Annotated in this window: 9 protein-coding genes; 6 read left to right on the top strand and 3 right to left on the bottom strand. The window is 60.7% G+C overall.

Annotated elements, in window-relative coordinates; translation table 11 throughout:
- Positions 1-73: 73 nt before the first annotated feature.
- Entirely contained in the window at positions 74-640 is a 567-nt protein-coding gene (locus AABA34_RS14410; protein WP_034955801.1) for a TetR/AcrR family transcriptional regulator, read from the bottom strand.
- Between the two features lie 232 nt (positions 641-872).
- Between AABA34_RS14410 and AABA34_RS14405 the strand changes: the two genes are divergently transcribed.
- From AABA34_RS14405 to AABA34_RS14395, 3 genes are all read left to right on the top strand, one after another.
- Complete coding sequence (locus AABA34_RS14405; RefSeq protein ID WP_338303179.1) at positions 873-1,724, top strand: cysteine hydrolase; 852 nt, start codon at positions 873-875, stop codon at positions 1,722-1,724.
- A gap of 161 nt (positions 1,725-1,885) precedes the next feature.
- Positions 1,886-2,371, top strand: coding sequence for a YHS domain-containing (seleno)protein (locus AABA34_RS14400; RefSeq protein WP_034955196.1), 486 nt, complete (start codon positions 1,886-1,888; stop codon positions 2,369-2,371).
- A gap of 121 nt (positions 2,372-2,492) precedes the next feature.
- Positions 2,493-2,957: a nuclear transport factor 2 family protein gene (locus tag AABA34_RS14395; RefSeq protein ID WP_338304753.1), complete on the top strand. Its 465-nt coding sequence runs from the start codon at positions 2,493-2,495 to the stop codon at positions 2,955-2,957.
- On the opposite strand, the gene AABA34_RS14390 is transcribed toward AABA34_RS14395, so the two are convergent.
- Together AABA34_RS14390 and AABA34_RS14385 are read right to left on the bottom strand one after the other, a co-directional pair.
- Positions 2,954-4,546: an ABC-F family ATP-binding cassette domain-containing protein gene (locus AABA34_RS14390; RefSeq protein ID WP_338303178.1), complete on the bottom strand. Its 1,593-nt coding sequence runs from the start codon at positions 4,544-4,546 to the stop codon at positions 2,954-2,956. The genes AABA34_RS14395 and AABA34_RS14390 overlap by 4 nt on opposite strands.
- A gap of 210 nt (positions 4,547-4,756) precedes the next feature.
- Positions 4,757-7,813 (bottom strand): TonB-dependent receptor domain-containing protein, encoded by a 3,057-nt coding sequence (locus AABA34_RS14385; RefSeq protein WP_338303177.1) that lies wholly within the window; start codon positions 7,811-7,813, stop codon positions 4,757-4,759.
- 385 nt (positions 7,814-8,198) lie between these two features.
- On the opposite strand from AABA34_RS14385, the gene AABA34_RS14380 reads away from it, so the two are divergent.
- The 3 genes from AABA34_RS14380 to AABA34_RS14370 all read left to right on the top strand — a co-directional run bounded on the left by AABA34_RS14380 (position 8,199) and on the right by AABA34_RS14370 (position 13,081).
- A complete protein-coding gene (locus AABA34_RS14380; RefSeq protein WP_338303176.1) occupies positions 8,199-11,045 on the top strand; it encodes a TonB-dependent receptor in 2,847 nt (948 codons plus the stop codon).
- 11 nt (positions 11,046-11,056) lie between these two features.
- Positions 11,057-12,091, top strand: coding sequence for a phytase (locus AABA34_RS14375; protein ID WP_338303175.1), 1,035 nt, complete (start codon positions 11,057-11,059; stop codon positions 12,089-12,091).
- A 159-nt stretch (positions 12,092-12,250) separates the two neighbouring features.
- The gene (locus AABA34_RS14370) at positions 12,251-13,081 is read left to right on the top strand and encodes an RHS repeat-associated core domain-containing protein (protein WP_338303174.1); all 831 of its coding nucleotides are present in this window, start codon (positions 12,251-12,253) and stop codon (positions 13,079-13,081) included.
- The last annotated feature ends 1,029 nt before the right edge of the window (positions 13,082-14,110 follow it).

The following is a 14,110-nucleotide window of genomic DNA, read 5'->3' as shown; positions in this document are numbered from 1 at the left end:
AGGCAGCACCGGCTGGAGTGAAGAATTACCGGTGTTCTTATCCCGGGCGGGAAGGGCGCGCAAACCGCAAGGGCTATTCGCCAAAGCCTGCGTTTATCGTCACCTCGGCCAGTTGTTTCGCCTTGCGGGTTACTTCCTTGGGATCGTGCAGATGCGCCATCACGATCGCGCCTTCCTTGATCAGCAGCAACTGGTAGGCGAGCTCCCTTGGCTCGGGCGCGCCTGCCTTTGTCGTCAGCTCCTCGAAATAGCGGGCCAGCAGGCTCTTGTGCTCCGCCGAAACGGCATGGATCGGATGATCGCGCTGCTGGTATTCGGACGATGCCTTCACGAACATGCAGCTGCGAAAGCCGGGTTCGTCGAACCATTCGCCCAGCGCATCGAATATCGCCAGCAGCCGCGCGCGCGGATCGTCGGTGATCGCTTCGGTGCGGCGTTGCAGCCAGTTGCGGAACTGTTCGTCGCGCAATCTCAGGGTCGCGAGGATCAGGTCCTCCTTGGTCCTGAAATGCTTGTAGATCGCCGTCTTGGAAACGCCGGTCTCTTTCGCGAGGCGATCCATGCCGATGGCGTGGAACCCGCCCTGATAAAACGAATCGAGCGCCTTGCTCACCAGTTCTTCGCGTTTTGAAGCGCTCATTTCTGCTCCGATCAGGCTCAATCAATGACTGATCGGTAAATGATCCTTCGGACGCCGCCTTTCAAGGGCAATCTATAAAATACCGTAAAACCAATTGGATATTGATGCGCCTCTTGGTCCGCTAGCGCCATCCGACATTTTTTTTCAAACCCCAAGGTTGACAGATCGGTTATCCTTCGCGATTTAAGGTGTACCGATCAGTTAAGGTTGGTCCAGTCATCAGGAGGAACACATGTCGTCAACCAAGTCCCCGCACTCGTTCAGTTCTCAGGCAGCGGTGCTCATTGCCATCGTCGGCATCGCCGGCATGGCGCTCGCGCCGGTCACGCAAGCCGCCGCTCAGGCTGCCGCTCAAGGCCCGGAAAGCCGCGCGGCAACCGCCACCCAGCCGCCCGTCAATGACGGATTGCCCATGCCCGGCTTCACAATTGAACCCGGCAAAACGGCCATCGTCATCACCGACCCGCAAAATGATTTCCTGTCGCCCCAAGGCGTGACCTGGGGCGTTGTCGGGCAGAGCATCACCGAAAACCGCACGGTCGAAAATCTTGGTGCGCTGTTCGAAGTCGCCGACGAAGCCGGAATGCCGGTGTTCGTTTCGCCGCACTATTATTTCGAACATGATCACCGCTGGCAGTTCGAAGGGACGCTGGAAACGCTGATGCACGCGATCGGCATGTTCGATCGCCCGCACGCGCTGACGCTTGAAGGGTTCGAAGGTTCGGGTGCGGATTGGCTGGAACAGTACAAGCCGCATATCAACAACGGCCGCACCGTCGTGACGAGCCCGCACAAGGTCTATGGCCCCGACAGCAACGATCTGGCGCTGCAATTACGCAAGGCGGGCATTTCCAAGGTCGTGCTGGGCGGGATGTCGTCCAACCTCTGCACCGAATCCCACATGCGTGCCCTGATCGAAGCCGGGTTCGAAGTGATGGTTGTCACCGATGCCACCGCAGGCGCGATCACCGAACATTACAACGGCTACGAGGCTTCGCTGGTGAACTTTCGCATGATCGCAAGCGCGGTCGACAACACGCAGAACACCGTCGCCGCCATCCGTTCCGCCTACAGCCCCGGCTGATCAGGCTCCACCCAAATCAACCGGCGTCTTTCCAATCCCCCATGTCCCGAGCGCCGGTCGATCGGGCGGTGATCGCAAGTGCCCAAGTGCCTCCCCCCAAGCGCCTCAATGCCTTGCGATCACCGTCCACACCGATTGCCCCCAATTTCAGGAGAACCACAATGATTGCCAATACCCGCAAACTCGCTCTCGCCTTTGCTCTTGCAACGGCGTTCACCGGCACCGCCAACGCGGCTGACGAATACAACATCACCAATGGCTACACCCTCGACGGTGTCGGTCTGGGCGTTCATGGCGTGGATACGGTCGTGCTCAGCACCATGAACGCGGTGGCCGCAGGCGATGCCACGCATACTGTCGTGCATGACGGGGTCGCCTATTACTTCGCATCGGAAATCACGGCGCAGCAGTTCAAGGCCGATCCCGATCGCTACCTTCCGCAATATGGCGGCTTCTGTGCCTATGCCGTGGCGCTTGGCAAGAAGCTGGACGGCGATCCGCGCTATGCCGACATCGTCGATGGCAAGCTGTACCTCTTCGTCAACGCGGTGATTTTCGAACGGTATCTCGCCGATCGCGAAAACACGCTGAGCAAGGCCGAAGAGCAATGGGCGAAGATCCGTCACGCCCGCGTCGAAGACCTCTGACCCCGCCTGGCGGCCGGCCCTTCCCTCTCCCTCTCTTCCCCGGGGCCGGCCGCCCTTTTTCCCCTCTCCATGTGCCGCGTCGCCCTGTCGCACGCGGCATCGCGTACAAAAGGCCCGCATCATCATGCGCCAACCGATCCCCCCGTTCACCCGCGAAACCGCCGTCCAGAAAGTGCGCCTTGCCGAAGACGCCTGGAATTCGCGCAACCCCCAGCAAGTCGCGCTCGCCTATACCGAGGACACGAGGTGGCGAAACCGGGCCGAATTCCCGCAGGGGCGCGCCGAGGTGGAGGCCTTCCTTTCCCGAAAATGGGCAGCCGAGCACGAATACCGGCTGGTCAAGGAGCTATGGGCCTTCACCGGAAACCGGATCGCCGTCCGCTTTGCATACGAATACCGCGATGATGCGGGCCAATGGTATCGTGCCTATGGCAACGAAAACTGGGAATTCGACGATCACGGGCTGATGCGGATCCGTCTTGCTAGCATCAATGAAACGCCTATCGCACAGGCTGATCGCAAGCTGTTCTGGCCATTGGGCCGACGGCCTGACGATCACCCCGGCCTGACCGAACTGGGGCTTTAATCCCCGGGCGTTGCAGCCAGATCCAGCGTGCGCGACAATTGCAATGCGTCGCGGAATTGATCGTCATGGGTGCAGCACACGATTGCCCCGTCATAGGCGACAAGCGCGGCTTCGAGCATTTCAATCGAAGGCAGGTCGAGATGATTCGTGGGTTCGTCGAGGATCAGTAATTGCGGCACATGCGGGCGCGAGAACAGGCAGGCGAGCGCCAGCCTGACCTTTTCTCCGCCTGACAGGCTGCCGACCAGCCGCTGCGCCCAGGCTGCCCGGAAACCGAACTGTGCCAGCGCCGCATGGGCGGCGTTGCGATCAAGCAGCGGATTGTGCCGCTGCATCGCAGTGAGCATGGTTTCGTCCGGTTGCAGCAGGTCGAGATGCTGATCGAGCACCGCGATCCTTTCGGCATCGATTTCCACGCTGCCGCTTGAAGGGACATCCTGCCCGGCGAGGATACGCGCGAGCGAGCTTTTGCCGCTGCCGTTCGGCCCTTTGAGATGGATCCGTTCCGGCCCGATGATGGCGAGGTCCAACGGCCCGAACAAAACCTTCCCGTCGCGTTCGCAGCCAATCGACCTTGCCTCCAGCAGCCTGTGACCCGGTGCAAGGCCGCAGGAAGGCAGTTCGATCCTGATCGGCGTGACCCGCGCCACCGATGCCTCGGCCAGCCTGACGGCTTCCTGCGCTTGCTCTGCCTGTTGCTCCCCCAGCGAACGGTTGCGGGCCGAATTCCCTTCGGCGCGTTCCTTTTGCGCGTTGGTTTCCAGCTTGGTCGCATCGCGCCGCGCTGCGGTTTCCCGGCCTTGGCGGTTGCGCTGGTCCTGCCGCTCAGTGCGGGCCTGCTGGCGGCGCTTGGCGGCGTTCGCCAGTGCCTTTGCCCGGTCAAGGTTCTCATGCGCCAGCGCGATCCGCGCCTCGCGTTCCGCGACGAAGGCATCCCAGCCGCCCGTGACCGTCAGCGATCCGGTGGGTGAGAGTTCGATGATCCGGTCCGCCCGGGCCAACACCGCCCGGTCATGCGTGGCGACCAGTGCAGGGCCGTGCCAGCGATCGAGCAGGTCCATGATCATCGCCCGTCCGGCATCGTCCAGATCATTGGTCGGCTCGTCCATCAGCAGGATGTCTGGCTGTTCGAGCAGGACGGCGGCGACTTTCAGCCGGTTACGTTCGCCCCCGCTCAGGCTGTCGGCAGGTCTGCGCGGGTCGATCCCCTCCAGCCCGCATTCAACCAGCACCTGTTCGAGCCGGGCGGGTAGGGTCCAGTCGGCTTCCTCGAAATCATGCGCTTCGCCCAGACCCTGCTCGATCCGGTCCAGCATGGCGAGTGGTTCTTCGACCCCCAGCGCCTGCGCGACATTGGTGCCGTCTGGGTAGCCATGCTGGCGGATGAAGCCGATTGTGCCGTCGGCCGTGATCGTGCCGGAGGCAATGGGCACTTCCCCGCAGATCGCCCGTAGCAGCGTCGTCTTGCCGGTGCCGTTGTGGCCGAACAGGCCCACGGTCTCGCGCGTGATGGTGGCGGAAAATTCGGGAAACAGCGCGGTGCCTTCGGGCGTGGCGCAGATGATGCGATCGATGTGGAGGTGCGACATGAACAAGCCAATGCAATCTGGTGTCGAAGAATTCGGACGAGAATGTTGGTTTACTTGTTCATCGGTTTCTCTTGCCGGTTGGTGCAGCGCCACTAGCGGGGATCGGCCCGGGATTCAACCGCTGCGCCCTTTCGGCGCTCGCCGCCAACAGAAAAGGCGCGCCGTTGCGGGCGCGCCTTTCGTTTGTCAGGATCGACGGAATGCGTGCGATCAGAAGTTCTTGCGCAGCTCCACATGGAACTGACGCCCGCGTGCGGAGTGCAGTTCGCTGAAGTAGCCGTAGGTTTCGTCAGCCAGCGGCGGATCCTTGTCGAACACGTTGTTGATCGCAAACCGCAGGCGGGTTCCGTCAAGCGGCGTGTTGTTCTCGATCGTGTAGGAGATCGAGAAATTGGTCACGAACACATCGTTCACACGGTAGAAATTGCCGTTCGGATCGGTCGTTTCGATCAGCACGTCGCGAGTGACGGAGGTATCCCACACCTTGCCGACATAATTGCCGAACAGGCCGACATCGACGGGGCCGCTTTCCCAGTTGATCGAACCGCTGAACCGCCATTTCGGGCGTCCTTCGATTTCGAGCAATTCGCCAAGCCCGCCGACGGTGACATCGGTGGGAAGCACGCCCGCCGCAATCGCATCAAGCAGTTCCTGACCGTCCGGCCCTGCCGACTGGACAAAGCTCTTGAGCCGCGCGGCGTTGAGCCGCACGCGGAAATCGCCCAGCCCGAAATCGGGGACGTTGTAGAACAGGCCGAAGTCCCAACCCTTCGAAGTGCGGCTGTCGAGGTTGAGATAGGGGTCGAGCACCTGCAGGATCTCACCCGCAGGGGCAAGGCTCGTGCCGGTGAACAGCGCGATATCATCGGCGGTGGGGGCAGCGCGGATCACGTTCGGATTGGTGCTGCCGTTGAGGCGGCGCAGCAGGTCGAGAGCGATCGCGTTGTCATCGCCAAAGGTGCCGACCAGCCCGGTTTGCCGGACGCGCCAGTAGTCCGCCGTCAGCGTCAGGCCGGGAATGAACTCGGGTTCGAGCACGACGCCCAGATTGATGCTGGTGCTGTCTTCGGGGACGAGGTTTTCCGTACCCGAACGGAAGCTGATCACGCCTTCGCCCGGACATCCGCCGAGGTTTGCCAGCGTCCCCTTTTCAACCCGCGCCTGACACACGACGAAATCGTCGCGGGTGTTCGAACGGGTGGTGCCTTCGTCGTTGACCTGAACAAGGTTCGGTGCGCGGAACCCTCGCGACCATGCGCCGCGCAGGGTAACCCCCGGCAGCGTGGTCCACGATGCCGCGACGCGCGGAACGGCAGCGGTTTCGTTGATGTCGTCGAAATGCTCGATCCGCCCTGCCAGCTGCAGGTTCAACTCCTCGATCAGCGGAATGTCCATGTCAGGGCCGACCAGCGGCACGAACAGCTCGGCATGCGCCGAATAGACATTGCGCGAACCGTTGGTGTCGGGCGAGGGGCTGGTGCCGACGACGTCAGAACCGTTGAAAACGCCGGTCACGCTGTCGGTGTAGGTGATCGTCCCGTCAAGCCGCGGGTCGCGATCGTCGTAGAACGTCTCGCGCCGCCATTCGACACCCGCCGCGATACCCAGATTGCCGCCGGGCAACTCGAACAGATCGTCACGGCTGACCTTGAAATCGGCCAGTGCGAGGCTGGTGCCGCCCTTGCGGAACACGCTGATGCGGAAGGGGTCGATCGAACTGACCGGGTTGGGGGTGCAATCGCCCTGACCGGGGTCGCCGACGACACAGCCGCCGTTGAACGGGTTGTAGGCATCGGGAGTGGTCAGGTTGAGCTGCTGTTGCAGCAGCGTGTGCGACAGGCGGTTGTGCGAAACGTCGATCAGCTCGGCTTCGGAATAGACGAAGCCGGTGTCGAAATCCCACGAACCCAGATTGCCCTTGAGCCCGCCAACGAAGCGGTAGACGTCCTTGTCCACGGTGATGTCGCGGCTGCCGACATCGACGAAGCGATAACGCTCCATAATGATGTCCGCACCGCCCGAGGCAATGGTTGTCCCCGGCAGGCGGTTGGGATTGGGCGAACCGTCAGCCAGCGTGGTCGGCCCGAACGGGTTCCAATAGGCATCGCGCGCAATCCCGATCGGCACGGCGCTCAGAACCGCCGAAGGCGTGAGGAAGCGGCGGCTCTCGGTGCGGTAATAGCTCGCCTCAAGATAAGCCTCGAGGCTGTTCGACAGCTCGTAGTTCAACAGCGCCATGGCGTTGTAGCGATTCTTTTCGCTGATCAGCGTGTCACCGAAATTGGTGTTGTACCGCACATCGGTGGTCGGCGTCGTGCCGTTGCGCGCGCACAGGCCGTTACCGAAATCGAGGCGGCAACCCGGGAAGGTGCTGGGCTGCAGGTAGAAGTCATCATCGCCGATCGGCGTGCGGTTCGACGGGGCCTGGATGTCAAACTGGCCGAACGGGCCGAAGGTGTTGCGATTGTTGAACGAAGCGTCGCCTTCGAAATCGGTGCCCACCACCAGCGGGCGACGATCATCATCGGCGGCGTAGTCGCGTTCCGACGCGGCCATGCCGTTTTCATGGAAATAGCCGCCATAAACGGTCAGGTTTGCACGGCCCCCGGCAAAATCGAAGCCATAGCCGCCGCTGATGCGATAATTGTACAGCCCGGTGCCGTCCGAGGCGCGCCAGTCGCCTTCGACAAAGCCGCCGGTCCGGTTGCCGCGCAGCACGGTGTTGATCACGCCCGCCACCGCGTCCGCGCCATAGATGGCCGATGCGCCGTCGCGCAGCACTTCGACCCGGCGCACGCTGCCCGGTGCGATTTCATTGGTGTCGGAACTGACCACGGGCACCAGCAATTCGGTCTGGAAGCCGGGGTGCAGCGTCATGCGGCGACCGTTGATCAGCAGCAGCGTGTTGCCGGTGCCAAGGTCGCGCAGGTTGATCGAGGCAACGTCGCCGCGCGAGTTGTTCACGGTGGTGGCGTTCTGTTCGTTGAAGGCCACGGTACCGGCCTGCGGGATGGCGCGGAACAGCTCGTCCCCCGACGCCGCGCCGGTGTTTTCAATGTCGGTTTCGTCAAGCACCGTGACCGGCAGGACGTCGTTGATCTTCGCGCCCTGAATCTGTGTCCCGATTACCACAATCTCGGTGGATTTTTCGCCACTCTGCTCTGCGGGCGGCGGCGTTTCGGACTGCGCGAAAGCGGTCCCGTGCGCCAGCGCGAGAACGGCGGTGGAAGTAATAAAAGTAAAGGTTTTTGCGGAAATACGCGACATTATGGCCCCTCCTAAGGTCTCGTTCCACCGATGCTTGCCCCGCTTTGCCTTTACTGCAACCGGAATCCGCCCGGACTCCTAACGAATTTCGGCTACTTGCAATTCGACTTGACTTTTAGGCGGTTCGAGCGGGTGAGGCGCAAATCAGCCAAGTAAATTTTACTGAGTCGGTTTTCCGCACGGCAGCTTGTGCCGGGTAAGAGAGCAGGATCGGCTTTGCGCTGCATCCGGCGAGCTGCCGAGTGTGACGAGTCTGTCATCACTTGGCCGTTGATTGTCATGGGCAAGCAACCGTTTGGTCGCTCTGCTGTCATTCATCCCCACTAACGCTCGCGCCGTCACAGGAGCCTTGCGAGTGCGCAGGGCAAACAGGGGAACATCTAGGATGACTCGTATTCGCTTCTTTGCAAGCAGCGCCGCTGTCGCGCTCGCAACCAACATGGCTGCACCTGCCTTTGCTGGCGAGGTTCGCGGCGTTGTGGCTGACACCACCGACACCGAGGCGCTTCAGGCCGCCGAAGTCGTGATCGAGGAACTCGGCCGGCGCACCGCCACGCAGCGCGACGGTTCCTATTTCTTCGCGGATGTGCCGGCAGGCAGCTACACCGTGACCGCGAATTACATCGGGGCGGAGCCGGTAAGCTTTACCATCGCGGTGCCGGAAGAAGGCACGGTGGTTCAGAACTTCGCGCTGGGCAGCGCCGGTTCGAACATTCTCGTGATCGGTCAGGCCGCGAACCAGGCGAGTGCCCTTTCGCGCAAGCGCGCAGCCGACGGAGTATCGGATGTGCTAACCCGCGATGCGATCGGCCAGTTCCCTGACCAGAACGTCGCCGAAAGTCTGCGTCGCCTGCCGGGCATCAATGTTCTCAACGATCAGGGTGAAGGCCGCTTCGTTTCGGTGCGCGGGCTTGATCCAGAACTGAATGCGACATCATTGAACGGTGTACGCGTGCCTGCTCCCGAAAGCGACGTGCGCTCGGTAGCGCTCGACGTCATTTCGTCGGACATTATCGAATCGATCGAGGTGAAGAAATCGCTCACCCCGGATATGGATGGCGACACGATCGGCGCCTCTGTCGAAATCGAGACGACCAGCGCGTTCGATCGCCGCAAGGACTTGCTCTCGGTCCGGCTGGAAGGCAGCTACAATGATTTCAGCGGCGAATTGACGCCAAAGGGTTCGATCGATTTCGCCACCCGCGTGACCGAGAACTTCGGCGTTTCCGGTGGCCTTTCCTACTACAACCGCCAGTTCGAAACCGACAATGTCGAAGCCGACGACTGGGTTCAGTTTGCCGGTGCTCCGGTTTCTCTTGAGCTTCAATACCGCGACTATGACGTTGAACGTGAACGCATCAGCGGCACGCTCAATTTCGATTTCCGCGCCGGTGAAAGCACCGAACTCTATTTGCGCGGGGTCTGGAGCCAGTTCGACGATCAGGAATTTCGCCGCCGCCTGACGTTCGATCTCGGCAATTTCGAAGACAACGGACCGACCTCGCAGTCAGGTGCGACTGCCATCTTCGATGATTCGCAAGAGCGCATCCAGGTCGAACGCGACATCAAGGATCGCTTCGAACGCCAGCGCATCCAGACGATTTCGTTCGGCGGTGAAAGCCGCTGGGACAGCTACTTCGCCGAATACTCGCTCAGCTGGGCGAAGTCGTCAGAACGCGAGGACGGATCGGTCGACCCGGCGGAATTCCGCAACCGGTTTAGCGGAGACGGGCTGATCGCGGCATTCGATTTCAGCGATCCGCGCGTGCCGCTCTATTCGGTCAGCGGCAACACCGCCGATTTCTTCGACCCGTCGATTTACGAGCTGAACGATATCGAATTCACCGCTCTTTCCGATGCGCAGGACGAGGAATGGGCCGCGCGGTTGGATTTCGGATATGAAAACTATCTCGAAAACGGGACTTTCACGCTCCAGGGCGGGATGAAACTGCGTTGGCGGACAAAGACCTATAACAAGACGGTCGAATTCTACGAATATGACGGGCCGGGCACGTTCTCGGTTGCCGATGTTCTTGGATCGCCGCGCTATCCGCTGGCCGATATCAACCCGGCCCCCAGCGACACCGGCGCAACCGATTTCTTCTTCGACAATTTCGGCGATTTCGAGCTGCAGACGGTCGACAGCCAGTTCGACTCCGCCGCCGAAGATTACCACGCACAGGAAGACATCACCGCAGGTTACGTGCTCGGCCGCTATGAAACCGACAAGCTGCTGGTCATCGGCGGTGTGCGGTACGAGCGCACCTTCAGCCAGACGCGGGGCAATCAGGTTGCGCTGTTCGAAGAAGATTCGACCCTGCCCAACGGTCAGGTCGCGCTTGATGACACGGTGCTGGTCACCCCGATCTCCTTCACCCGCGAGGATGGTGACTGGCTGCCCAGCCTCAACATCCGCTGGGAAGCACAGCCCGATCTGATCCTGCGCGCTGCGGGCTATCGCAGCCTCGTGCGTCCGCGCCTGTCGCGTCTCGCACCGCGCTTCATCGTCGAAGTGAACGACGACGATGAAGTCTCGGGCGAATTCGGCAACCCGGCGCTTGTGCCGTTCAAGGCGTGGAACTTTGACGCTTCGGTCGAATACTACATGTCAAGCAACGGCGGCATTTCGGCTGGCTTCTTCTACAAGGACATCGACAACTTCATCGTCGATGTCGAAGTCGACACGCCCGGAACCTTCAACGGCACCGCATTCGACGAAGCCGTGATCCCGATCAACGGCGACAGCGCCACGGTCTGGGGCGTCGAACTGAGCTATTCGCAGACTTTCGACTTCCTGCCGGGGCTGTTGGTGCAGGCCAATTACACTTATACCGACGCCGAAGGTTCGGTGCCGGATGGCAGCCTTGCGAACCTGCTCGATCCGGTCAACTATCGCGACATCGCCCTTCCGGCATCGTCCAAGCACACTTTCAACGGGGTGCTCGGATATGAGCAGGGGCCGCTCAGCCTGCGTTTCGCAGGGACATATCGCGACGGCTATCTGGATGAAATCAACAATGACGCGACGCTCGATCGATTCGTTGACGATCACTTCCAGCTCGATTTCAGCGCCCGGTTCGAACTGACGGACAACATCCGCCTGTTCTACGAGTGGATCAACATCAACAACGCCAAGTATTTTGCCTTCAACAATCTGGGCAACCGGCAGAACCTCTATCAATTCGAGGAATACAACTGGACGATGAAGGGCGGCGTCCGCCTGACCTTCTGAGGATGAATGCAATGCTCAGACCGTTTCACGGCTTCGCTCTGATCTCGCTCGGGATTGCTGCCGCTTGCGCAACGATCCCGAGCGGTGATCCCGCTGTCACCGTCACCGCCGTCGCGCAAACTCCTCCGGTCGGTACGGCCAATGAGGATGCGGCGGACGATCCGGCGATCTGGCGCAATCCGGCGGACCCGTCGAAAAGCCTGATTGTCGGCACCGACAAGAAGGGCGGCCTGTACGTCTACAATCTGGCGGGCGAGGAACGCTCCTTCCTCGCCGCGCCGGGCATGAACAATGTCGATCTGGTGGAAATCGAAGGCGGGCGCATCCTCGTCATCGCGAGCGACCGGGCCGATCTCGCCACCGCGCATCTGTTCCTTGCCATGCTCGATCCGGCGACGGGCACGCTTGCGCCTGCGGGCCGGATCGCGGTGGGGCCGGGCGAAGGCTATGGCATCTGCATCGCCAAGCCGGCGGGATCGGACGAAGTGGTGGTGTTCAGCGCGCCCAAGAACGGACGGATCTATCGCACGGTCCTGACGCCATCGGTCGCAGACTTCGCACCTGTCACCGGCACGCTGGCGACGGTCGCCACCCAGCCCGAAGGCTGCATCGCCGATCCGCGCACCGGCACGCTCTACATTGGCGAGGAGGTCGCCGGACTGTGGGCGATCGACATGACTTCGGGGGAAAAGCGCATGGTCGCCCCGATCGACAACAGGATGCTGGTGGCCGATCTGGAAGGCCTCGCCATCGCACCCGAAGGTGAAGACGGCGGCTATCTCGTCGCCTCATCGCAGGGCGACAATGCCTATGCCGTCTATCGCCTGCCCGGCCATGAGCCGGTGGGCCGCTTCCGCATCGCCGCCGGAATATTCGGCGCGACAGAGGAAACCGACGGGATCGAACTCGACAATCGCGATTTCGGCCCGGACTATCCGGGCGGCCTGTTCATAGCGCAAGACGGCATCAACCCACCCTATGCCCAGAACTTCAAACTGGTGTCATGGGCCGACGTGCTCGAGGCGCTAGGAGAACCGCGACCATAGCGCCAAGCGCATGACCCGCGCTGCACGAGCGGCAAGGCGGCTCTGCCCGTTGGCGATGAATTCCGGTGCTGTGAAGGCGGGGTGCGAGCGGGCGGGAGGGGCATGCCCATGGCCCTGCTTCCGGCATAGCCTGCCCCCGCGAAGGCGGGGGATCCGCTGGTGAGCTACAACGGAGCCAGCATCAGCATCAACAACGCCCGCTTCCTGCAGAACGATGCGCGCGGATCGATCGTCTACAGCTCGGATCGCTACGACTCTGCTGCCAGCCGGGTGATCAACACATACGACGAGTACGGTCAGCCCGGCGCGGGCAACGAAGGGCGGTTCCAGTACACCGGGCAGGTCTGGCTGCCTGAGCTGGGCATGTATTACTACAAGGCGCGCATCTACTCCCCCGCCCTCGGCAGGTTCATGCAGACCGATCCCATCGGGTATGAGGATAATGTCAACCTCTATGGGTATGTCGGACAGGATCCGATCAATGGGGTGGATCCGACGGGGCGCTACACTTGCAAGGCGGATGCTTGTAATGTCGCTGAAGCGTTGATTGCGGTAGTCACCCAAGCACGCGAAGGAACAAAAGAGAGCTCTGCCGATCGCGAGAGGATTGATGGCGTGTTAGGTGCTTTGGGAGAGAAGGGTTCAGAAGGTATCACAATCGTCGTAGACACCGGAATGTCAGGCCCCGCAAGTTACACTGAAGATGGGCGAATTATCGCTCTCAACCCAGAGCGGATTCCCAATCCAAATGACGGAGCCAACGCTCTTGGCCATGAAGTCGGGCATGATCAATACCAGACAGAGAATGGTCGCATGATGTCGAGAAGCGACAGAGAGGCCTCCGAACGGCAAGCGTATCAAAATGGTGCCGCTATCGATCGAGGTCTGGGCGTACCCGAGATATTTCCTGATATCGAAGATGCTGTACGACAGTCCGTTGCGGGGGCCTGCAAAACGGCAACGGATCTTGCTCACCCCAGTTGCCAATGAAAGCGAACTCAATGTCTGCCTCCCACGCTCTCCGAACACTGATCGCCGCGGCTGTATTTACCTTGTTTCCCGCCTGCGCTGCGTCGAGTTTGGTCTCAAGCGTTGTTCAAACAACAACTTGCGAATCAAGGATTGTTGGCACGCCGGTGATCGCGAAATTTGATGTATTCTTCGACCATGCTAGTGTTTCCTTCAACCAATGCCCGGGAAAGCATTGGCGTTTCCGGTTCGTTGACGGTGTTAGTGGTAAAGCATACTTCAATTATCTGAACTCGCTTCCATTGAACAAACGTCATAGATTCAGAGCGTCAACCATTGTGGAAAGCGTGTCAGGGGACACCGTGATATTTTCGTCTGTTGAGTTTTGATCAAAATTATCTACGAAATATTATACATCTTTGGACCTTCACTGTACTCTTTGTTAATATCAAAAAGGTGCGGTTGATCGTTCGGCATTGGTGATTTGCGCTTTCCAGCGCCCTGTTCGAGATTGAAAACCCACTTCACTTTTTTAGTAACTCAAGCGCCATCGGAACGAACCGAGCGCGCCATTCCCCAATACAAGCACACCGTACACAGCGCCTGCTGTTGGTGAAGTGGCGTTAGATCAGCGACTTATTGCTGATTATGGCGGTGTGAATCTTCTGTGCCGGTTGTGACTCGGTGTGGAATCTGCGGCACAGAGTGGTCCGGTCGCGTTCCAAGCCGTTGCAATCGCTGGCAAATCTTCCGCGTCCCGACTGGCACACTTTGACCCTGAGGATGGCCGGTCGAAGGCGTCTCCAGCCCCCAAAGCTCTCCCATCCATCATAGGGTCCACCTTAACGCCGCACTGCGCCGCTGCATCCCCCCCCCGCTGTCCTACACCGTCTCACGGCGCTACCATCGGGGGCATGGTCGCCCTTCATTTCGCCCTCAATCCGCTCGCCGTGCACGCATTTTCAGGTGACACTTTGGTCCGCGAAAGGCGACACTTCGGATGCGGCTATCGTGACACTTTGCCGCTCAAAGGTGACACTCCCGCCGATC

The sequence above is a fragment of the Erythrobacter sp. Dej080120_24 genome (assembly GCF_036322605.1).
Lineage (GTDB): Bacteria > Pseudomonadota > Alphaproteobacteria > Sphingomonadales > Sphingomonadaceae > Erythrobacter > Erythrobacter aurantius.
The sequence above is the reverse complement of the archived record's forward strand: the minus strand, read 5'-3'. Positions and strand labels throughout refer to the sequence as shown.